Annotated in this window: 19 protein-coding genes; 16 read left to right on the forward strand and 3 right to left on the reverse strand. The window is 51.7% G+C overall.

The genetic code is table 11. The features are described from left to right. The first annotated feature begins 32 nt into the window (after positions 1-32). From RKA07_RS02935 to RKA07_RS03000, 14 genes are all read left to right on the forward strand, one after another. On the forward strand, positions 33-788 hold the full coding sequence (locus RKA07_RS02935) for an RIO1 family regulatory kinase/ATPase domain-containing protein (protein WP_208006353.1): 756 nt from the start codon (positions 33-35) through the stop codon (positions 786-788). Positions 789-1,025: 237 nt separating this feature from the next. Beyond that, the gene (locus RKA07_RS02940) at positions 1,026-1,496 is read left to right on the forward strand and encodes a (2Fe-2S)-binding protein (protein ID WP_310965511.1); all 471 of its coding nucleotides are present in this window, start codon (positions 1,026-1,028) and stop codon (positions 1,494-1,496) included. Next, complete coding sequence (locus tag RKA07_RS02945; RefSeq protein WP_100639308.1) at positions 1,493-3,691, forward strand: xanthine dehydrogenase family protein molybdopterin-binding subunit; 2,199 nt, start codon at positions 1,493-1,495, stop codon at positions 3,689-3,691. The genes RKA07_RS02940 and RKA07_RS02945 overlap by 4 nt, the downstream gene beginning before the upstream one ends. 10 nt (positions 3,692-3,701) lie before the next feature. Next, positions 3,702-4,928, forward strand: coding sequence for a c-type cytochrome (locus RKA07_RS02950; protein WP_208006352.1), 1,227 nt, complete (start codon positions 3,702-3,704; stop codon positions 4,926-4,928). A gap of 21 nt (positions 4,929-4,949) precedes the next feature. Then, complete coding sequence (locus RKA07_RS02955; protein ID WP_208006351.1) at positions 4,950-6,077, forward strand: XdhC family protein; 1,128 nt, start codon at positions 4,950-4,952, stop codon at positions 6,075-6,077. A 219-nt stretch (positions 6,078-6,296) separates the two neighbouring features. Continuing rightward, complete coding sequence (locus RKA07_RS02960; RefSeq protein ID WP_208006350.1) at positions 6,297-7,688, forward strand: NAD-dependent succinate-semialdehyde dehydrogenase; 1,392 nt, start codon at positions 6,297-6,299, stop codon at positions 7,686-7,688. Between the two features lie 84 nt (positions 7,689-7,772). Next, entirely contained in the window at positions 7,773-8,189 is a 417-nt protein-coding gene (locus tag RKA07_RS02965; RefSeq protein WP_208006349.1) for an organic hydroperoxide resistance protein, read from the forward strand. A gap of 1 nt (position 8,190) precedes the next feature. Continuing rightward, positions 8,191-9,348: an iron-containing alcohol dehydrogenase gene (locus RKA07_RS02970; protein ID WP_208006348.1), complete on the forward strand. Its 1,158-nt coding sequence runs from the start codon at positions 8,191-8,193 to the stop codon at positions 9,346-9,348. Positions 9,349-9,360: 12 nt separating this feature from the next. Beyond that, entirely contained in the window at positions 9,361-10,395 is a 1,035-nt protein-coding gene (gene curA / locus RKA07_RS02975) for an NADPH-dependent curcumin/dihydrocurcumin reductase (RefSeq protein WP_208006347.1), read from the forward strand. A gap of 176 nt (positions 10,396-10,571) precedes the next feature. Continuing rightward, entirely contained in the window at positions 10,572-11,168 is a 597-nt protein-coding gene (locus RKA07_RS02980; protein WP_208006346.1) for an SDR family oxidoreductase, read from the forward strand. A gap of 9 nt (positions 11,169-11,177) precedes the next feature. After that, positions 11,178-11,855 carry a type 1 glutamine amidotransferase domain-containing protein gene (locus tag RKA07_RS02985; protein ID WP_208006345.1) on the forward strand — a complete coding sequence of 226 codons (678 nt, stop codon included), beginning with the start codon at positions 11,178-11,180 and terminating at the stop codon, positions 11,853-11,855. A gap of 139 nt (positions 11,856-11,994) precedes the next feature. Further along, complete coding sequence (locus RKA07_RS02990) at positions 11,995-13,125, forward strand: alkene reductase (RefSeq protein ID WP_208006344.1); 1,131 nt, start codon at positions 11,995-11,997, stop codon at positions 13,123-13,125. A 45-nt stretch (positions 13,126-13,170) separates the two neighbouring features. Next, positions 13,171-14,160 (forward strand): aldo/keto reductase, encoded by a 990-nt coding sequence (locus RKA07_RS02995; protein WP_208006343.1) that lies wholly within the window; start codon positions 13,171-13,173, stop codon positions 14,158-14,160. A 120-nt stretch (positions 14,161-14,280) separates the two neighbouring features. After that, positions 14,281-15,474, forward strand: coding sequence for an MFS transporter (locus RKA07_RS03000; protein WP_208006342.1), 1,194 nt, complete (start codon positions 14,281-14,283; stop codon positions 15,472-15,474). Between the two features lie 299 nt (positions 15,475-15,773). Here the strand turns inward: RKA07_RS03000 and RKA07_RS03005 are convergent, their stop codons facing one another. From RKA07_RS03005 to RKA07_RS03015, 3 genes are all read right to left on the reverse strand, one after another. Next, positions 15,774-16,856, reverse strand: coding sequence for an IS630 family transposase (locus RKA07_RS03005; RefSeq protein ID WP_208006341.1), 1,083 nt, complete (start codon positions 16,854-16,856; stop codon positions 15,774-15,776). 1,120 nt (positions 16,857-17,976) lie between these two features. Further along, complete coding sequence (locus tag RKA07_RS03010) at positions 17,977-18,201, reverse strand: hypothetical protein (RefSeq protein ID WP_310965514.1); 225 nt, start codon at positions 18,199-18,201, stop codon at positions 17,977-17,979. A 224-nt stretch (positions 18,202-18,425) separates the two neighbouring features. Then, complete coding sequence (locus RKA07_RS03015) at positions 18,426-19,292, reverse strand: BrxR family transcriptional regulator (protein ID WP_310965515.1); 867 nt, start codon at positions 19,290-19,292, stop codon at positions 18,426-18,428. Between the two features lie 841 nt (positions 19,293-20,133). Between RKA07_RS03015 and RKA07_RS03020 the strand changes: the two genes are divergently transcribed. Both RKA07_RS03020 and RKA07_RS03025 read left to right on the forward strand, forming a co-directional pair. Next, positions 20,134-21,708, forward strand: coding sequence for a hypothetical protein (locus RKA07_RS03020; protein ID WP_310965516.1), 1,575 nt, complete (start codon positions 20,134-20,136; stop codon positions 21,706-21,708). A gap of 314 nt (positions 21,709-22,022) precedes the next feature. After that, positions 22,023-22,733: a PEP-CTERM sorting domain-containing protein gene (locus RKA07_RS03025; RefSeq protein ID WP_310965517.1), complete on the forward strand. Its 711-nt coding sequence runs from the start codon at positions 22,023-22,025 to the stop codon at positions 22,731-22,733. The last annotated feature ends 17 nt before the right edge of the window (positions 22,734-22,750 follow it).

Below are 22,750 nucleotides of genomic sequence, written 5' to 3' on the forward strand. Positions count from 1 at the left end.
GGTGATATAAAATGATTGGTAAGGATCAAGCAATGAGCTTTGATAAAGGCAACTCATTGGATTGTCTGGATGTGCATGCTCACGGTACTTCTGGCTCAAAGCGCTGGCACAAGCCGGCTACCGTAGTCACCGTAGACCAGTGCGGTGAGAAAAGGATTATGAAAACCTATCCCTTGTTGTTTTTCCCGCTCAGTTATTGTTTTCGATTGTTGGCCCGTCATGAATATAAAATGCTCAAAAAGGCTGAGGAGTTAGTATTTACGCCAAATCAGGTACGTTGGAACGCCAACGGTGGTGGTGGAGTTTGTTATCAGTACCTCAAAGGTTTTTCATTGAAGGAGCTCCAGGAAAACGGCGAGATTCCAAAGGAATTTTTTGTAAAGCTTTACGCTGCAGTGCAGCAACTTCATCAAACTGGAATGGTCCACCTTGATCTTGGTAATTCCGGCAACATTTTGATGACTCCGTCAGGGGAGCCGAAGATTATTGATTTTGGCTCAGCTGTTTTGCTCAAGCACCTCCCGATAATGTCAAAGAATTGGGCTCGTAAAAAAGACCTGCTCGGTGTGTTAAAGCTTTGGTATCGGTTTGACCGCAAGAGAATGCCGGGAGGATTGCGGAATTACTATCGAACGCATTACAAGAAAAACCTTTACACACCTAAGCGCTTCTATAAGGCCCTCAAGCGAAGCCTTTTCAGCCAGCAACAAGAGATTCAGAGCTTTAGCCCGATTATCGGTATTCTCGCGTTGTTCTTTGGCTTGCTGATGCTCTTGTCATTGCTATAGGTCTGTCTGCTCTTGGCGACGACAACATCGAACGTACTGTGAACGTACCGTTCTCTAATATACGACCGGTCTAATTTCTGTTAGCATGACAACAGTTTAACGATATCGCTATTTAGCTCGAGTATTTCGCGGAATGCTCGATATTCAATTTTTGCTCCGGACTGCCAGGCCGGATGAGTTCAACGTTAGAAAGGAGAGCGTGCCAGTGAAGGGAATACGGGCGAGGAGACGGCCACAATGTTGACATTGAATGTAAATGGTACAACGCATCAGGTGGATGTGCCCGGGGACATGCCGCTGCTCTGGGTAATACGGGATATTTTGAAGCTCACTGGCACTAAGTTCGGATGTGGTATCGCCCAGTGTGGCGCGTGCACGGTTCATATGGACGGGAAACCTGTCCGCTCTTGTGTGTTGCCGGTTCAAAGTGTTGCAGGGCAAGAAATAACAACGATTGAAGGTATTTCTGAAAAGCCCTTGGCTCGAAAGGTGCAGTGCGCTTGGTTGGACCATGAGGTGGCGCAGTGCGGGTATTGCCAGTCAGGCCAGATCATGTCGGCTTTGGCTTTGCTGAACGACCAGACATCAATCAATGATCATGCGATCGATCTTGCGATGGCAGGCAACCTCTGCCGATGTGCAACGTATACGCGTATTCGGGAAGCAATCAAAGATGTGAGTGAAAGCGTGGGAGTATGGCAGCCATGAAGGATCAGCAGGTGAAACTTGAGATGGCTTCCCGGAGACGTTTTCTGAAAGGTATTAGTGCAGCTTTGGGCGGGTTGGTGGTTGGCGCCTGGTTACCGCCAATGGCGCCTAAAAGTGCCGCGGCAGAGGCGGTTGCACAGGGAAAGGCTTCGCTCGGGGATTCTTTGGCCGATGGATTCGGCGCTTTTGTCCGTGTTGGGCATGACGGTCGCGTCGCGTTGATTTCGCCCAAGGCCGAGATGGGGCAAGGCATCCAGACGGGCATTGCCATGATGGTGGCAGAAGAGCTGGAAGTCGGTCTGGATCAGATAGACATACAGGAAGCTCCACCCAACGCGGAACTGTACACCGACGCTTTGCTTCAGTTCCAGGCGACCGGTGGTTCTACGTCAACGCGTTACACATGGGAACCGTTGCGACGGGCCGGTGCTACTGCTCGAATGCTGTTGGTTCGAGCAGCAGCCTCGGTTTGGGAAACGGATTCCAACCTGTGTCATGCACGGGACGGCAAGGTTTTTGGCCCGACTGGGCAGAAAATCAGCTATGGCGACCTGGTTGATCTCGCCGCGACCTACGCTTTACCCGACGATGTGATCTTGAAGCGACCGGAAGATTTTCATCTGATCGGCACCCCGGCCACACGTCTGGATACACCGACCAAAGTGAATGGTCAGGCAAAATTCACCATCGATCTGGATATGCCGGGCATGTTGATAACGTCGGCACGGGCCTGTCCCGTTTATGGTGGGAAGGTGCGGCAGGTCGATGACAAAGCCGCCCGACGTGTGCCTGGAGTGAGAGATATTGTGATCCTCGAGGATGTGGTTGCGGTAACAGCGACCAACACCTGGGCCTGCTTTCAGGGCCTCAAGGCATTGAATATTGAATGGGACTATGGAGCCAACAGCAAGATCGACTCCGCTGTGGTCGATCAGAAACTTCAGGATGCAATTCAGCGGGATGGTGTAGTTGCCACTGAGAAAGGGGCTATAGACGCATCGCTTCAAGCGGCGAGCTCGAAGTTTGAGGCCGTTTATGAACAGCCTTTTCTGTCCCGCTCACCGTTAGAGCCAATGAGTTGTGTGGTGCATGTGCGGGATGACGGATGCGATCTCTGGGTAGGAACGCAAGTGCCTGGATTTGCGCAGCAAACCGCAGCAGCAGTAACAGGCTTGAAACCCGAGCAAGTCAAAGTGCATAACCAATGGATCGGGGGAGCTTTTGGGCGGCGCCTGGATTTTGACTTTATTACCCAGGCGGTGCGGATCGCGAGCAAAGTTAGCTATCCAGTCAAGCTGACCTGGAGCCGGGAAGAGGACATGACCCACGACCTCTACCGCCCACAGTATGCCGATCGGATGACCGCTGCTGTTAACGGCGAAGGGTTTCCGGTTGGTTGGCAGCACCGCATTGCAGGGGGATCTATATTTGCCCGTTATGTGGGGAGCCTCCCGGCCAGCGGTGTCGACCCTGACGCCGTAGAAGTGGCCGTTGACCCCATCTACAAACTGGACAGCCTGAAGGTCCACTTCATTCGTGAAGAGCCTGAAGTGGTGCCCGTTTCCTGGTGGCGAGGTGTTGGTGTTCTGCGCAGCACTTTTGCCATTGAGTGTTTTGTTGATGAGTTAGCTCATAACGCCGGAAAAGATCCACTGAGCTACCGAAAAACCTTGTTGGCCCACAAGCCCAGGGTGCTGACGGCATTGGATCTGCTGGCCAGCAAGGTTGCGTGGGATAGCCCGGTGCCCCGTGGTCGCGGTCGAGGGCTGGCTGTCGGGGAAGTGTTCGGCAGCATTGTGGTTACGATGGTTGAGCTATCCGCCATTGGAGAAAAGGGCGTCAGAATCGAGCGTTTGGTCACCGTCGTTGATTGCGGACTGGTGACGAATCCGACCTCGGTGAAAGCACAAATGGAGGGCGGCACCTTGTTTGGGTTGTCAGCAGCGCTGTTTAATGAAATTGATATTAAAGGCGGTCAGGTGCAGCAAGAAAACTTCCATGCATACCGCCAGTTGCGCATCAGCGAGGCACCGCCTGTAGAAGTGCATATAGTACCCAGCGCTGAAGCGCCGGGAGGGGTGGGAGAAGCTGGTACCGCGCTAATAGGGCCTGCTTTGCTTAACGCGGTCAACGCGACATTCGGAGATCGGGTTCGCCGTCTACCGCTTGTTCGTTCGGGCTATTTTATTGCATAAGGAGGGCGTTGTGAGAAAGATTATTTTTGGCCTGCTCGCGTACCTTCTGGTGTGTGTTGATGTTATGGCAGTTAGCAGCGACAAGGCGTTAGTCGCCGAAGGCGAATACCTGGCAACCGCTGCGGATTGTGTGGCTTGCCACACGGCTCCGGGTGAAAAGCCGTTCGCCGGAGGGCTTGCTTTTGAATTGCCGTTCGGGACGCTCTACACCCCGAACATTACGCCAGATGCTGAAACGGGTATTGGAGACTGGACAGATGACGAGTTCGTCAGGGCGTTGCAGGAGGGGATAAGCCGAGAGGGTGAGCATTACTACCCCGCTTTCCCATATACCTCGTACACCAAAATGCCAAGGGAAGATATTCTTGCAATCAAGGCGTATTTGTTCAGTCTGGAACCGGTGCACCAACCAGCGAGGGAGAACGATATTGGCTTTCCTTTCAATCAGCGCTGGGGAATGTACCTTTGGAATTTTGTCTTCTTGGATGACAAGCGCTTCCAGCCTGACCTTGATCAAAGCGAGGCCTGGAATCGCGGTGCCTACCTGGTGAATGGGCCCGGGCATTGCGGCGAATGTCATACCCCGAGAAATATTTTTCAGGCGACGCAGTCCAGCGAGCTGTTTGCTGGTGCCGATATTGGGGGCTGGCGAGCCTATAACATTACCTCAAGTGATTCGCACGGAATTGGCCAGTGGTCAGAAGATCAGTTGGTATCCTATTTCAGGGAGGGGTATGCAGAAGGTCATGGCGTAGCTGGGGGACCAATGGCCGAGGTGGTTGAATATAGCCTGAGACACCTGAGTGAGAGTGATCTCAGGGCCATAGCTACTTATCTAAAAGCAACCGACCCCAAAGCTGTTGGGGTACCGAGGCCCGCCGTGAAGCCGAAACTAGCGGGAGCACCGTTGAATGAAGATCTGGGCAGTAAAATCTTCGCCGATGCCTGTGTTAGTTGCCACCAGTGGGATGGGCGAGGTAATCAGAGCCCCACAGCTACACTGTCGGGTCTGAAGACAGTAAGCGACCCTCGTGCTTCTAATCTGCTAGGCATATTGCTGGAGGGGAACCCTGCATCGTCGTTGCCGGTGAATCATAGAATGCCCGATTTCGGCGCTATCTATAATGACCAGGAGCTGGCGGCCTTGGCGACGTTTGTACTGAGCCATTTTGGCAGGCTTGATACTGCAATAGAGCCGGAGCAGGTCGGCGAGCGTCGGTCGTTGTCATTGCACTGAAGGTGAACGGGGTGTTGAGGTATGTCGGGATTAGTGTCGTTGATAAAGACGATCGACGAGCAGGAGCGCCTGGGCGAGGGATTTGTCCTCGCAACGGTTGTTAAAGTCGAAGGCTCGGCCTATCGCCGCCCCGGGGCCAGAATGTTGATTTCCGCGCTTGGACAATCTGAAGGAACGGTCAGTGGAGGCTGCCTGGAGCAGGATGTCATCAAAAAGGCTTGGTGGCTGACCTCCGATGGCCCGGTGGTTCGCAGCTATAGTACGGCTGAAGATGGTGAAGAAAGCGAATCCTCTTATCACTTTAGTCTCGGTTGCGATGGCAAGATATTTCTGCTGTTTGAGAGAATTTTGCCTGCCGCTGCGTCTCCACTTGTCCGAACCCTGAAAATGGTTCATGAAGAAAAACGAAAGGCAGCGATCGCTACCGTAATCTCGGCGGATGACGAGTCCGCCTTTGTTGTCGGAGACCGTCTGATAGTTCCCCCTGAAGGAGGTTTAGACGGCAGTTTGGTGGATAGCTCATTGGAGCAAGTGCTTGCCGACGATTTACGTGAGGTAATGGCAAGCGGGAAATCTGCGCTGAATCAATACAGCGACCAAGCGGCTGAGGTTGAGGTGTTCCTGGAAGTTGTATCGCCACCTCAAAAGCTTGTGCTGTTTGGCGCGGGGCATGATGCTCAACCACTGGTCCGGTTGGCGAAAACTCTAGGCTGGCATGTCACCGTTATAGACGGAAGGGCAAACTTCGCGATGGCACACCGCTTCCCTGAAGCTGATGATGTTCGGGTGATGAATGTTGACGAGCCGCTGTCCACGAGTTCCTTGCTAGATGGCGCCGCTGTTGTCGTGATGACCCATAGCGTGACTCAGGATACACGGTGGTTGAACAAAGCCCTGAGGAGCGGTGCTTGCTATGTTGGGCAGTTGGGGCCTCGGTACCGAACAGAGCGACTGTTGGCTGACATTGGTGATGATGCACAAACTGCTCAGGCTCGTGAAAAGCTCTATTACCCTGTTGGTCTTGATCTTGGGGGAGACACCTCAGAGAGCGTTGCTATGGCGATCCTCTCAGAGATCAGTGCGGTGGTAAACGGTCGAAACGGTGGCATGTTGAAATACAGAGCCGCGAGAATTCATGAGGCGGAGTAGCGGCCTTTTGGAGGGTGTTACTCTTAAAAAAACATGGTTATTCCAAAAAAACTGTAGACGACTGGTCTATTCATCGTTAAGCTAAAAATTAGCGTGATAAGCAAGTAGATTCCATTTTTTTATTTGCCCTGCCTCTAGACGACCGGTCTAGGAGTAGGCAAATTATGAGTAACCTCGAGTTTTACAACCTAACCACGTCCCACGAGAAAGGCCTTAATTATGGCTTATGAAACACGAAACCCTTACACCGGCGAGCTCTTGGAAACATACCCGGACGCGACCGATACTGAAGTCCATCAAGCGATTGAAAATGCTCATGCGGCATTTTTATTGTGGAAGGAAATCGGGTTTGCGGAACGTGCCCGTGTAATGCACTCCGCTGCAACCATATTGCGTCGTGACGTCGATTTCTTTGCAAATTTGTTAACGACTGAAATGGGCAAGCTTGTCTCTGAAGCTAAAGCCGAAATCGCCCTGTCAGCGGATATTTTTGACTATTATGCCAATAATGCAGAAGCCCTGCTGGCACCTGAAAAGCTGCCCGTAGCCAATCCTGATGAAGGTGATGCCGTTTTGTCCGCAGAGCCGCTGGGGGTATTGCTGGCAATTGAGCCGTGGAACTTTCCGTTTTACCAGGTGGCCCGTATCGCCGCGCCACAATTGTCCGCAGGCAATACCATGTTGCTCAAGCATGCTTCAAATGTTCCACAAGCTGCTGCCGCATTCGAAAAATTGATGCTGGAGGCTGGTTTGCCCCAAGGGGCGTTCAAAAACCTGTATGCAACACGCTCGCAGATCGAAACCATCATTAACGACCCACGTGTTCATGGCGTCGCGCTGACCGGATCGGAAGGCGCAGGTTCGGTAGTTGCCGCGCAGGCCGGTAAAGCACTGAAGAAATCGACGCTTGAACTTGGCGGTGCAGATGCGTTTGTGGTGTTGGCCGATGCGGATATGGAGAAAACCATCAACTGGGCGATCGTTGGGCGGCACTGGAATGGCGGCCAGGTCTGTGTGTCCTCCAAGCGAATGATCGTCGTTGATGACGTTTATGATGAATTTCTTGAGGGTTACACCGCTGGCGTTGCGAAACTTAGGGTAGGGGATCCGACGGACCCAACCACAACGTTAGCGCCCCTGTCTTCTGAGGCAGCTGCAAACGAGATTAAAAACAAGATACGCCAAGCGGTTTCCTACGGAGCCACGGCAACCGAAGTTGGACCAAAGGTTCCCGGTTCGGGTGCATTCGTTCAGCCGACCATTCTGACCAATATTTCAGAAGATAACCCTGCTCGGTATTGGGAGTTCTTCGGCCCCGTCTCAATGCTGTTTCGCGCGAAGGATGAGGCGGATGCCGTGCGCATTGCCAATGACTCACCATTCGGGCTTGGCGGGTCTGTGTTTACTGCCGATCCAAAGCATGGTGCCGATGTTGCGAAGCAGATTTCCACCGGCATGGTCTTTGTCAATCACCCGACCATGGCCAAGGCAGACTTGCCTTTCGGTGGTATCGGGCGGTCGGGGTACGGCCGAGAACTGATCGGCTTGGGAATCAGGGAGTTCGTCAATCACAAGCTCATCGCAGTAGTTGATATTGACGCGCCATTCTAGGTGGTGACGTGTTAAACGATGCCCTCGAGGTATTTTGCTTTTAACCATTCGATAGTCGACCGGTCGAATAAGGAGTGATAGATCATGAAGATTTTCTACAAAACCGCTGCGACGGCAACGGGCGGACGCTCAGGAACTTCAACCCTGAACGACGGCAGCTTTTCGGTCCAAATGGTTCGGCCCGATAGCGATGAAGATGGCGTAAACCCTGAACAACTGTTTGCACTTGGTTATGCCGCCTGTTTCGACAGTGCGATGGAGATCACCGCAAAACAGCTCAAGCTGAATGCCAAGGGGGCAAAAACTTCAATCGAAGTGGGTATCGGCCAACGATCCGATGGCGGATACGGGCTTGACCTCGACATCACTGCTCACTTGCCGGGCATGGCCCGCGAGGACGCTCAACGCCTGGTCGAGGCGACACATCAGCTTTGCCCCTACTCCAATGCTACCCGCGGAAATATTGATGTCCGCTTACATATTGAAACTGAAGGAAACTGATATGAAAAATTTCAACTTTCACAACCCTACCCGAATTTTGTTTGGCAAAGGCAGCATTGCAGAACTGAAGGATCAGGTTCCCGCTGATGCGAAAGTTTTGATTCTCTATGGCGGTGGCAGTGCCGAACGCACGGGTGTGCTGGACCAGGTGCGCGAAGCTCTTACTGGCCGGGCAATGCTTGAGTTTGGAGGCATTGAACCTAACCCACGCTATGCTACAACGCTAAAAGCAGTTGAGATGATTCGCGAAAATGCCGTCACTTTCCTGCTTGCCGTTGGCGGCGGGTCGGTCATCGACGCCACCAAATTTATTGCGGCGGCGGCAAAGTATGATGGTGATGCCTGGGATATTCTCACCTCACGTGGATCAGTCATTACCCAAGCAGTGCCGTTTGGCTCTGTGTTGACGCTACCTGCCACTGGGTCTGAGATGAACTCTGGCGGGGTGATTACCAACCCTGAAAAAGAAGCAAAACTGCCGTTTAGCAGCATTCATTGTTACCCGGTGTTCTCGGTGTTAGATCCAGAGGTGACCTATACCTTGCCACCGCGTCAGATTGCCAACGGTGTAGTGGACGCCTTCGTTCATACGATCGAACAATATCTAACCTATCCAGCTGCCGCGTCGGTTCAGGATGGTTTTGCCGAAACCCTTCTGCGCACATTGATCGAACTTGGCCCCAAGGCGCTTGAGACACCCGAAGATTACGACATTCGTTCCAATTTGATGTGGACCGCGACAATGGCTTTGAATGGGCTTATTGGCGCAGGTGTACCTCAAGACTGGGCCACTCATATGATCGGGCATGAGATTACTGCACTGAAGGACACCGATCACGCCCGTACCCTAGCCGTTGTGCTGCCCTCATTGTTGAATGATCAGCGCGAGCCTAAGCGTGAGAAGCTTCTTCAGTATGCCAACAATGTCTGGGATATCCGCGAAGGATCCGATGATGAACGAATTGACGCGGTAATCGAAGCAACGCGCGGTTTCTTCGAACAGATGGGTATCAAGACTCGGTTAGGCGACTATGACGTTGATGCTGACGGAATTAATCACATCGTTAGTGCCTTAAAGGAACACGGAATGACTGCACTTGGGGAACATAAAGCTATCGGCCCCGATGATGCTCGTCGCATTCTTGAAGCTGCTTTGTAGGAGGAGTCGAACATGAAGCAAGCAGACACCGCAAACCGCAAGCTCGTGTTGGCGGAGCGCCCTAAGGGCGAGCCGACTCTGGACACTCTAAGGCTAGAAGAGGAGGCGATTCCTTCTGTCGGTGACAATCAGATGCTTTTGCGTACCGAGTACTTGTCACTCGACCCGTATATGCGCGGCAGAATGAGTGATGCGCCTTCTTATGCTGCACCGGTTGAGGTTGGTGATGTGATGGTTGGCGGCACGGTTGCCAAAGTGGTTACTTCGAAGCTTGATGGCTTTGCAGTGGGTGACTGGGTACTCAGCCAAAATGGCTGGCAGGACTACGCTCTGTCAGATGGCGATGGGGTTACTAATCTTGGTGCTTCGCCTGAGCATCCATCCTGGGCACTCGGCATCCTGGGCATGCCCGGTTTTACCGCTTGGGCTGGCTTGACACAGATCGGTGAGCCCAAACCCGGCGAGACCATTGTGGTGGCAGCTGCGACTGGTCCGGTCGGCGCAACCGTGGGCCAAATCGGCAAACTGCTGGGCTGTCGTGTTGTTGGCATCGCAGGCGGACCAGAAAAATGCGCCTATGCGGTTGACGAGCTGGGTTTCGACGCATGCATTGATCACAAGGCAGAAGACTTTGCTGATCAGCTTACCAAGGCCAACCCTGACGGCATTGATGTCTATTTCGAAAATGTGGGCGGCAAGGTTCTTGATGCGGTGATCCAGCTGTTGAACCCACATGCGCGTGTGCCGGTGTGTGGACTGGTATCGCAATATAACGCCACCGAACTGCCCAGTGGGCCGGATCGAATGAATTGGCTGATGGGGCAGATCCTGCGCAACAAGATCAAGGTGCAGGGTTTTATCATCTTTGACAGTTTCGGTCACCTTTACCCGGATTTCGCCAAGCAGATGGGTACTTGGGTTGAAGGTGGAAAAATCAAGTATCGCGAAGAGGTCATTGATGGTCTGGAAAATGCCCCAGAAGCTTTCTTCGGTCTGCTCAACGGCGAGAACTTTGGCAAGCGAGTGATCCGGGTTGGCCAAAACTAACAGTAAAACGAATGTACGTTCTGATGGTGCCGACGTAGCAGCTTTCGTAGCTGATTCATTACGGTGTCGTTGACGCGGAACCATGCCTGCGATTTTCCGGCCTGGAAGGTTAGCGTCGAGACTCTGGCCGCGGCGGTAAGCCATTAGGCCTCAACTCATAACAAATGGAGTAGACAATGAAAGTTCTTGTCGCTGGAGCTACCGGAAAAACCGGGCTTCGCTTGATTGGTGAGCTTAAATCTCGTGGCCATTATCCGATTGCGTTGGTTCGTGAAAGTTCCGACACGTCCACACTGTCTTCTGATGTTGAGCTACGCTATGGCGATTTGACCGACTTGCAAGAGGATGTCTGTGAGGGTTGTGACGCTGTCATCTTTGCAGCAGGTTCCGGCAGCCACACGGGTGCCGATATGACCGACAAGGTCGACCGCGATGGGGCGCAGCGTCTCGTTGATATTGCGGCGAAAGCGAAGGTCTCCCGTTTCGTCATGCTCAGTAGTGTTGGCGCAGACAATCCCGATCCTGAGAGCAAGCTCGCACATTATCTACAGGCCAAGCATGACGCTGACGAATACCTGAAAGCCTCCGACCTGAGCTATGCCATAGTGCGACCGGTGCGGTTGACCGATGAAAATGGGACCCGAAACATGCGCTTTGGCGACACGGTTGATGTTGATGGAATCGCTGCGAGAGGCGATGTCGCCGCAGTTTTGGCCGAGGCAGTGGATGATGAAAAGTGGAATAACAAAGCGCTAACCATGCAGTCAATTTAAGGAAAGTACATGAAAATTTTAATGGTACTGACATCGCACGATGAGATGGGCGATAGCGGCAGGAAGACCGGCTTTTGGCTGGAGGAGTTTGCCGCGCCCTATTACGTCTTCAAGGATGCCGGAGCGGATATTACTCTGGCCACGCCTAAGGGTGGGCAACCACCCATTGATCCGTCCAGCGATAGTCTGGAAGCGCAAACCGACGACACCCGTCGTTTCAAGGGCGATGTTGAGACGCAAAAGCATCTTGCGACTACGGTGAAACTTTCCGAGATGACAGAAGACGGGTTCGATGCAATCTTCTATCCTGGTGGCCATGGCCCTTTGTGGGACCTCGCCGAGGATGCAGACAGCAAACGCCTGATCGAAGCCTTTGCCGCCGCTGACTTGCCTGTTGGGGCCGTCTGCCACGCCCCCGCCGTATTCCGCCACACTCAAGGCACAGATGGTAAGCCCTTAGTCTCAGGGCGACGAGTGACAGGCTTCACCAATACAGAAGAAGAGGTTGTTGGCCTGGTCAACGTTGTGCCCTTCCTGGTCGAGGATATGCTTAAAGCCAATGGTGGCATTTATGAGAAAGGCGCTGATTGGGCCAGCTTTGTGCTGCGGGACGGCAAGCTCGTCACCGGTCAGAACCCGGCTTCATCAGCTGCCGCCGCAGAGGAGCTACTTGCGTTGCTGAAATAACGGAAAACGATGACCGAATTAATCTAGCTCCGCTGTGAAGCCTCTCTCTCTTCCGAACAGGTCGTAATTCTGAGGGGCGTGAGTGCTTGAGCTGTCATGCAGCTGGCATGAAATACGATTCTTGTTTGGGAGAAAACATGTGAAAACTCGTAACTCGCGCGTCAATACGACTAACGTTCCTGAAACTGACCTCTTTTCTCCGGTTGAAATAGGGCCTTATGCTCTGACAAACCGCGTTGTTATGGCACCGCTAACGCGGGCGCGCTCGCCTGAAAGTATCGCCACATCGATGATGCAAGAGTATTACACGCAGCGCGCATCGGCAGGACTGATCATCAGTGAGGCGTTGAACATTTCACCGCAGGCAGTGGGTTACGCCTTTACCCCAGGCCTTTGGACCACTGAACAGATCGAAAGCTGGCGCCCTGTAACAACGGCTGTTCACGATAAAGGCGGACGCATATTCGCTCAGCTTTGGCATGTTGGTAGGGTTTCTCACCCGGACGTGCAACTTGGCGGCGTGCTACCAGTTGCTCCATCTGCTGTTCGCCCCAATGTCGAAGCGTTCACGGCAGAGGGAAAGAAACCGGCACTGACGCCAAGAGCACTACGTATGGACGAGCTGCCGGGAATTGTGGCGGATTATGAGCAGGCTGCCCGCAACGCTCTGGACGCAGGATTTGATGGCGTTGAAATTCACGCCGCAAATGGTTACCTGCTTGATCAGTTTATGAGGGATGGGGCCAATCAGCGCACTGATGCCTATGGTGGGTCGGTCGAGAATCGTATTCGGCTGACACTTGAGGTTACCAAAGCTGTTGCAGCAATCTGCGATGGAGGGCGTACGGGGCTGCGGATATCTCCGGTCAGTACCGCCAACGGCCTTAGTGACAGCAACCCTGAGCCGGTCTTCACGGCGCTTGTCGACCAACTGAATGATGTTGACCTGGCTTATCTTCACGTTGTGGAAGGAGTGACAGGCGGGTCGCGAACCGTTGAAGGCGGGTTTGACCTGAATGTTTTGCGGCAGCGCTTCAAAGGGTTGTACATGGCCAACAATGGCTATGACCGCAACCTGGCTCTATCAGCGCGGCGTAGTAATACCGCTGATCTGATTGCTTTTGGGCGCCCCTATATTGCCAACCCTGATCTTGTAACTCGACTTGAGCGAGACGCGCCTCTCAATTCGCTTGACAGCGCAACGGCTTATGGCGGAGGAGTCGAAGGATATATCGATTACCCTTTCCTGGAAGTGAATACTCCTGGTTGAAAGCATTTATGACTGGTTTCTGGAAGAAAAAAGAGGGGAACGACGATGAAATCTCGTAATTTAGGCGCCGGACTGGGCTCTGTCTCTGCTATTGGCCTCGGCTGCATGGGAATGTCTGAATTCTATGGGCCCGCTGATAGGGCGCAATCGCTCGCGACGCTGGAGTATGCATTCGAAAAAGGCGTAACGTTTTTTGATACTGCAGATACCTACGGCCTTGGCCGTAATGAGAATCTTCTCAGCAGCTTTCTCGCCCGACACCGAGAGCAGATCACTCTGGCGACCAAGTTCGGCATTAAGCGCGATGGCCCACTTGCGGATCGCCGAATTGACAATACCGCGACCTACATGGCCAGCGCCTGTGAGGCTTCGCTAACGCGGCTGGGTATAGAAACAATCGATCTCTACTATGCTCACCGTCTAAATCCGGGTGTACCCGTCGAAGATACGGTGGGTTCGATGGCTGAACTCGTCAAGCAAGGCAAAGTACGGGGCTTGGGGTTGAGCGAGGTGTCCCCTGAGACTTTGCGCCGCGCCCATGCTATTCACCCTATTGCTGCAGTGCAATCGGAATACTCCCTGTGGACGCGCGATCCAGAAGACGGAATGTTGCAGACCTGTAAGGAGCTCGGTGTAGCTTTTGTTCCATACAGCCCGCTTGGTCGGGGGTTTTTGACGGGTAAGATTAGATCGGTTGACGACATGGCTGTCGACGATTTTAGGCGGACCTCTCAACCACGGTTCCAGGGAGACAATTTGCAGAAGAATCTGTCTGTGGTTGATGCACTGACCAGATTTGCGGATTCAAAAGGCTGTACACCGGCACAGTTGGCTTTGGCGTGGGTTCTGGCGCAGGGCGATCATGTCATCCCTATTCCTGGAACACGTACCGAGCGATATATCGATGAAAATATAGGTGCGGGGTCATTGTCTTTGACTGCGGAAGACATTTCTGCCCTTGATAACCTTGCTCCGAAAGGCGCGGTAAGCGGTGAGCGTTATACGATTGAAGGGATGCGGCACGTCGATATTTAATGGTCCTAAACCTAACAAAACCAGCCATGAAGAGGCCACGGCAGACTGAACTGGCTTTCTCGTTAACCGAATGGCTCTGCAATGCGGAGTGATATCTTGTAACAGGCGTTTGAAGAACCAATGAATAGATTACTCATCCTGGCTTTAGGAATGTTTTCCATTGGCACGGCCAGTTTCGTTATGGCAGGCCTTCTGCCGGAGATGGCAGCCAGTTTTAATATCAGTGTTGGTGACGCGGCGAGTATGATCGCTGCGTTCGCCGTAGCTTATGCTCTGGTGATACCGATCGCAGCAACTCTGATGGTGAACTTGTCTTATAAGCCAATACTGGTGGTGGGCATGAGCATTCTTGCCGCAGGCCATGTGGTTTCAGCGCTGGCGCCAAATCTGGAAGTGGCGATTGCCGGTCGTGCGCTGGGAGGCTTGGGCGGGGCACTGTTTATGCCAATTGCCGGAGCAGCGGCGACCGCGATAGTCGCGCAGGAACATTGGGGGCGTTCATTGGCTATCATTACAGCCGGCTTGAGTGCGTCAACCGCAATTGGAGCGCCGGTGGGAATTGCTCTCTCTACGAGTTTTGGTGACTGGCGGCTGGGTATGTGGCTTGTCGCTGCACTAGCCGGTGCAGCGGCTATTGGGGTTGGTACTTTACTAGAGGCCATCCCAAGACCGGATACAAAGAAGAGATCCAGGGATTTGTTGGCCTCTGTGACGAAACCGGCGATATTCGGCGTGTTGGGAACGACACTGTTTTTAATGATCGGATCCTACATCGTTCACACCTATGCCAGTGTAATTCTTATGCCCGCTACTAATGGAAGGGGTGAGACATTGGCGCTTTTAATGGCGGCTTGGGGCGTTGCGGCTACTATTGGAACCTTTACCGCGGGCAGGCTGACCGACCGATGGGGTGCGAGGCCAATTATTGTTGGCGGGCTCACGGTTTTGAGCCTCAACTTCTTACTGTTTCCAGTGCTTACCTATTCTCCGTTCATATCGGTTTTGCCGCTTGCCGTTTGGGGGGCGATTGCGTGGAGCTGTCTGGTGCCACTGCAGCACCAGTTAGTGAAAGCGGCGCCCTCTAGCGCATCCATCGTTCTGGGGCTGAATACTTCAGCTATATATCTGGGGGTTTCGCTTTCTGCGTCTATTGGAAAGCATGTATCTCAAGCGTTTGGGAGCGAGTATCTGAGCGTGGTCGCGGCCGGTTTTACGATTCTGGCTCTGGGGATATATGAGGGACATCGGATAATTGTAAACCGGGGTTCAGGAAGCTCGACTCACTGCTTGGCTAGTGGTCGTTATCATTCTTAGTCTTGTTTTCGGAGTCAAAGTCATCGAGATTTTTCTCTACGCAGCCAAGCGCATCTGACGCCTATTCCTTCACAATAAACGTGATTGGAAATCATGGGAACTTTGAGTAAAACGAAACTAATAACTTTATCGTAGCTTACCCCCCCCCTTCTGCCGTAACCAGAGAGCAGATGGGCGAAGGAATGGACTCAGCTTATCCGCTGGTCGGCACCTTTCCCTTATGGCAGAAAATACGCTCAACAGATTAGTTGCAACCAGTTTACTGTCGTTGTCGCTAGTGTAACGTTCGGTTAATTCGCTCATTTATTATCAATTAAACTCAGCTTTGCCCGAGCCACTGACGTCATAATCGATTCTGCGCTTTTATGCCAACGGAACGGCTTTGCCAGTTTTTCGTTGTGAACCTTGATGAACTTTTTAATCGCAGACTTTAATTCGCCGACGCTGGTGAAAATACCGCGGTATAGGGCTCGTCGTTCCAGTTGGCCAAACCAACCCTCGACCGCATTCAGCCAGGAAGCGCTCGTGGGCGTGAAGTGCAGCTTGAACCGAGGGTGCTCGGCCAGCCAAGCTTTGACTTCCGGCGTCTTGTGAGTCGAGCTGTTATCCAAGATCAAGTGCAGATCCAGACCCTTCGGAGTTTCCCGGTCGATCTGTCGCAAGAAGTCTAAAAACTCCTTGGCTCGGTGACGCTGAGTGATTCGTCCGATCACCTGACCCGTCAGCGTATTGAATGCAGCGTACAGGCTGGTTGTGCCATGACGTTTGTAATCATGTGTCTGTCGCTCAACTTGTCCCGGGCGAAGCTGTAATTTCGGCTGGGTTCGGTCAAGAGCCTGAATCTGGGTTTTTTCGTCAACAGACAGAACCAGTGCATTGTCCGGAGGATTCATATAAAGCCCGACAACATCGCACACTTTTTCAGCGAAGTGGGGATCGTTGCTGATCTTGAACGTTCTGAGCCGGTGCGGCTTCAAATCGGCTGCTTTCCAGATCTGGTGCACTTGCCAGCGCGTTACCCCGGCATGCTCTGCCATGAGACTGATACTCCAGTGTGTGGCCTCTTTCGGAACTTTATGGACTGTGTCGTCTAAAATTTTCTTGACGGTTTTACCGTCGAGTTTTCGAGGCTGGCCAGGTCGCGGCGCATCATGAAGCCCCTCAAGACCTCGATCACTGTAGCGTTTGCGCCACTTGAAGACCGTTTGGGTGCTAACCTGAAGAGACTCTGAGATTCCTTTTGGGGTCTGACCTTCATTCAGTAACAAAAGTATCCTGGCGCGTTGCGCCAGATGCTGGCTCAGCGTATTGGTTCGGCACCAACTTTCGAGTTCCAATTGATCGTTTACAGTCAGATTAAATGGCGCTGCGGGTTTGGGCACAATGGGAACCTTTTATTGCTGTTTGACGATTCCTATTATAACAAACATGCGCCAGCGAATTAACCGGACGAAACACTAGATAGTACCCGTATACTCATGTCGACGAGCAGCTCAAGTGCAAATTAGCCTTATGAGAAGCACTGCTGGTTCCCGAGACATTTTAAACCTAGATTTTCTCGGCTCATGATCAGGTCACTTCCTCCAGACCCCCAATATGCTCTAGTCGCTTTCCAGTGCGGTACCAATCAGTATAGTATCCTGAGAGCGTTCTGGTCAGTCCATCGGAAACGATGCTGGTGATTTTCTGGTTCTTAGGCGGGCTATTGAACGGCACAGGCTTTTTAATATCGAACCGTTCTCTGTCAGCCGATAGATATGCATGTCCAGCCAGAGAGAGCTCTCTAAAATCGATTGATGATCTTTCCTGCAGCCTATGGCCTGGGTTCAGGATCACGAAGCACAGCCCAATTTCTAGCTTGGAAATTGATAAGCCAAATGGGGGCAGGTCAAAAGAGGGTTGGAGCTATTGCTGTTTCCGCGAATAAAAGGGGGCACGTGTTGTGGTGTCTACATTAACCATTAGCGGGTATGTTACCAGGATCAAGCATGAAAAATCTGCACTGGAGAAAGAAGGCAGTTGAGCTCTGGCAGCGCTTTTCGAGTGCTGGGGAACGGGTTGACATTATCCAACGCCGTCTGATTAGGCTTACCACGCGCCAGAGCCTGAAGCATACTACCTTTTTGGTCTGTTGATTTATGCGGAGATCATGACCGATAAAATGGCTAAGAATTGAGGAAACAGTCAATCAGAGCCATCGGCGGCCATGGCTTTAAGTTTTTCTTGATCCACTTGTGTACCCATGATGGTATCCTTTTGAAAAGATTACTCAGTCGTGGGCAGTTACATAATTTGGTTTACAGTCTCGGGGTAGAAACAAACCTATCCGTGCGCTTAGTTCGTGTGTGAACCGGGATAGTCCCAAGTGGTTGTATCGTGACACCTTTTTCTGCACATCGATATTACAAAAGCGGTTAGCCGGTACGTGATATGCCCACTAGCGTTCGTTCAAAGCGCTCAGTGGCGTGTTTAGAACGTAACATCTGCGCTTTGAAACATTGACTACGTTTCTGGGTCTGATTGAGCTTTGTCTTTTGACCCGTCACCTTTGTAATCCTCTCCATACCACATCTCATCAAACGGCCCTTCGTATCGTTTGACAGAGCCTTTGAGCTTTTCCAAGGGAGTAAGCTCTTTGGGCAACGGCTTAGCTAATTCGTCAGCATGGGCCGAGTTGGCATCGAGATCCGCGAGAAGTTCTTCTTCAGTCATGCGTTTTATGCTCATGCAGCCCCCCACGGTGCCAATCAACCTAGCGCCAATATTGTGTTCCTATAGCATTAGCGTAGCAATTCTCTATCGAGAAAGATCGCTTTTGTCGGCCTGATATATCTCCTCTGAGAACTTGCACAGGTATGGGGTTTTACGGGTCGGTCTTGGACAGAAAAACAAAATGCCGATTATTAGATCCAAATGGCAGCAGGCTCATTTTAGTCCAAAATGATTTCATCTCAATGAGCGGACTCAGCGTCGTATCCGGGAGCGATCTGTGCACTTTCTACATCGTACAGAGCAGGGGGGTTTCTTAAGTAAAGCTGGTATTGCCCGCCTCGATTGGATTGGTTTTCAGAGCAGTCAACGTTCCATAAACGGAGCCAGTATCCCGCTATAGCCGCACGAACCTCTTGAACGATAAAGCCGTTTTCCATGCCGTATTCAAGTTCAATTGCCTTCGGATTCTTTAAGTTCTCAGGGTTCGGATGTGGTGCCAGTTCCAGTTTAACTATTCGGTTCCATTGATGATCAGCACTGATTGATTCCTGATCATCAATGGTTCCAGTCAGCACCGCTGCATCATGAAAACGCCCTAACACAAAATCCCAAAACACTTTTCGCGAACGATCGTAAGCACGTAAATGCCAACGAATTCCATTGTCCACAAGTGAGTGGGGAACGAGTTCAATATATTTGCTGCTCCCTGAGGCATGCATGTAATGCGCTCGAATTGCTTTTCGATTGGCAATTGCACGAGTAACCGAGGCTAAAACGTCAACGTTGGGCAGTGAGAGCCTTGGCGCACCTGTTACGAAATTAAGATTCAGCAACTCGCTATATTTTGGCCCTCTGAGTTTCGATAGCACCGATTGAACCCGATGCTCAAAGCAGGGATTGAAAGAATCGATGTCAATTTCCCAGCGTTTGCTGACGTTGTTCATCTTCATATTACCAGGGCAAGTTTCGTTGTACTGACGAAAGTCTCTGGTTGCAGCAGCCTCGCTTATCCCAAAAGCCTCCATCAAGTCTTGCCGGGAGATGGAGCCGCGAAACAGCAACACGAAGTCTATGTGCTCAAGGCGAGATTTAACGGCTTTAGACATTGCGAACTCCTTTTTTTACATTTTCAGACTATACGGTAAAAATGATCTGTTGACCTAATCATTTTGATCATGTATGTTCAAAAAGTACACTAGCTGAGCGTGTACTTTTGTAAACCGCAAACAGAGGTATTTTGTAATGGCAACTAACAGACCGTATGGAGATAACCGCAGACAGGGAGCTGTTCGAGACCGTTCACAGTTTCGTACGCCCTCAGGGAACTGGGCAAAACGAGATACCGATACGGGTCGGATAATGGACGTCAAACAGGACGGTAAGCCGTTCAAGGGGGTTAGGCGGGAAAAGTAGGCACTGACGCCACATCAATGCCTGCTTGGATTGATGGACACCCAGTTCGCCACAAACTGCGGTGTCGGCCTTATGTGAGGAGGTTCTGAGCCCTACCTGCAACAAAGCTCTCATCGAAAGTCTGTTGAAGCTTAGACGGTAGCATCGATCTTTTCAAGGAATCCCTCCTCGTCACTATTTTTCAGGAGGAGAGCAAATGGCTAAACCGAAAACTGTACGAGTCAGCAACTACCGTCGTTTTCGCTTTGGACGCTGGGAAAGCGTCATAACACATTGGCGCTCAATGCCAGCTTGAAGGATATGGGGATCTCACGGAAGAGATTCCCATGTTTCAGCTAGTGTTCCAGTAGGAAGAAACTTAGCTGAGAAAATCCAATTATTGCGGAATCAGTCTGTCGCGTGAGTTTAGAAACCAGCAATCGCTCGTCCCTGAGTAAGCTCCGGGTACCTTTCGGTGAAAAAGAAGGCCGCTTGTACCGTCCGAGTAACGTGAATCGAGGGCTAAAATGTGGCTGCTACTGCCCAGAGTGCAAAGTGTCATTAGTTGCCAAGTGCAGTGTCGCAGGTCGATTCTATTTTGCTCATCACCGCGGGGCGGAGTGTCCGGGTGGATATGAAACCGCCCTACACAAGATGGCCAAGCAGATCCTGATCGATGCTGGTCGAGTGTGGTTGCCTGAACGTGATGTGTTGCTCTCTCTTCCTTTGGTGTTCGATGAAACGCTCACCGAAACATTGCACTTTAAATCCAGAGAGGTTCACTTTGTATCGGTCGTCTCTGAAAAACGACTGGAGAATGGCCTGATCCCGGATGTGACAGCGCTTCTAAGGAACAATGCAGAGGTGCATGTTGAGATTCTCGTCACTCACGCAGTTGACGCAGATAAAAGTCAAATGCTCGACAACGTGTTGGAAATCGACTTGAGCTTGTTGTCTGAAGAAACCGTTTTGGGTCCGGTGGCGCTCGAGACTGAGGTGCTAAAATTGGCGCCCCGTTGGTGGCACCGATGTTCTTTGATTGATGAGCTTCCGAAGGTTCAGGCCACACGGAAGGCACTGGAAGCCAGGGTGCCAGAAGAAATCAAACGCCTGAAGCGGAAGCGTGAACAGGAAGAGGCAGCTGAACGCAAAAAGGAGCGCGCTGCACAGCGGAAGGAGAAACGCCGCCGGGACCTACTCAAGAAGAAAGCTGAAGCCCGAAAGCCCTTCGAGAAAGCGCTGACAAATCTGGAACAGATGGAGTCTATGGGCTGGCTTACTATGGCTGACCGGCTAACTAAGCGGGCAAAGCCCCAGCTAGAACTCATTGCACAGCGATTGCGCTTTGATCTGGGGAAGTGGCCAGCGTTCATGAATATCACTGTGCATCAGGACTGGATGTTCAAGGAAGATCGGCGGTTGTGGCAAAGTGCGGTGTTTGAGTCGCTGATTTTGAGTAACGAGCCGGGGCAAATCATCTCTGTAGCCCAAGCTCTGGCCTATGCTGAAAAAGCCGTGGGTGTTCGCGAATGGGCGTTGAAGTTGAGTCAGCTCAAACAGTCGCACCTTAAGAAACCATACAACCAGGACAAAAGCTATGAGCTGCGTGGGGTGTGGTTTCTGACGCACGCAGAAAATCGAGCCATCCGATCACCCTATGCAGTGGTTCTGTCTTACCTAAAGGAACTGTGTAAACGGGGAGTTCTTGCTGAGGAAAAACGGGCCAAGACATTTCGTATTCTGGCTTCCGCGGCTGACATCTGGGCGGCTCATAGAAAAGATCAAAGAAAGATCCGGATCAATGCGGTTCGAGCAGATAAGGGAAAAGCGACGCTGCAGTCATTGCTCGGTGATGTGTTCCCAGGGCAGGAGGAGAATAAAAAAGCGGAACAAGAATGGAGAGCGCGCAGAGATATCGCTATACAGCCGCTTGAATATTCGGTGAATGATGCTAACGCAATCGCTGCTGCCGGTTTCACGGCAGCTTTGTTTTGTTTGAGCTGCAAACGGCATCATTTGCCTGAGCCGATCAACGAGTGCACTATTTGTTATAGCCATCGGCTCAGGACGGTAGATTTGACGGAGGAATACCTGCATTCGTTACCCCACCGCTTGAAGTGTATGCCCTGACGGCCTTCACGTTAAAGTTACCATCTTTATTACCATGAGAAATAGGTTGGAAATGAATATGGCATCGTTCAGTTACCAACTTTATTTTTTATGTGAGGAAAAATGGCCATTAAAATGGGCGTTAGAGGGGTATTTTGTTACCAACTTTATTATGAGACCACACTTCGGCGACTAAAGCTTGGCCTCTGGTGGAGTTTCGAAGAAGGCGGTGTGTAAAAGAGCGGCTCTTATTCCCTTATGTAAGATTATGTAATAATATGTGCGTAGAGTTAACAGGATTTAACTTTTCTACGAACAAGGAATGTTAACAGACTATGTTTTCAAATTTGCTTGCCAGGACTGTGCTTTCTGCCAGCCTTCTAGTACCTGCATTATCCGCCCATGCTGCTGTTATCAATTTCACAGATTGGGCATTCAATATTGATGGCGTAGTCTCCGAGGCATACTTGGGTGATGCGATGCCGGGAGATGGCTTCCTGGACCCTTCGACCGGTCTGGGTTCTTTGTCCTTTGAGCTGTCTGGCGCGGGAAATCACTCATGGATCGGGTTCCTGGATCTGGATTTTGATGCCCACCTGAATACCTACCTTAACGAATATGGCTTAGCTCACGGGGCCGTTGCTAGTGGTCAGAGCTGGCAGATTGACGAGCCGGGTTATGCGTTTGGCACTATCTATGACAACGTGATTGCGGGCGCTCTGGACAACACTAACCACCTGCCATCTGACCGCCCGGATGATGTGTCTCTTGCTCTAGGCTGGAACTTTGACCTCGCACAAGGTGAAACGGCACTCATCACACTGACGCTGAGCGACATGCTGGCAACCTCCGGCTTTTATCTTGAACATGTAGATCCCCAGACTGGCCCGGGCTTCGACGACACCGCATCGGTGTACTTCTGGAGTTCCCTGGAGATCTTCAGGGCAGACGTACCTGTTACAGTTCCTGAGCCTGGTTCCCTGGTATTGATGGCGCTGGGCCTGATAGCCGTATCGACACGACGCTTGCGTTACACACCTGCCTGAGATGACACCAAGAAGAT

The organism is Marinobacter xiaoshiensis (assembly GCF_031631795.1).
GTDB lineage: Bacteria > Pseudomonadota > Gammaproteobacteria > Pseudomonadales > Oleiphilaceae > Marinobacter > Marinobacter xiaoshiensis.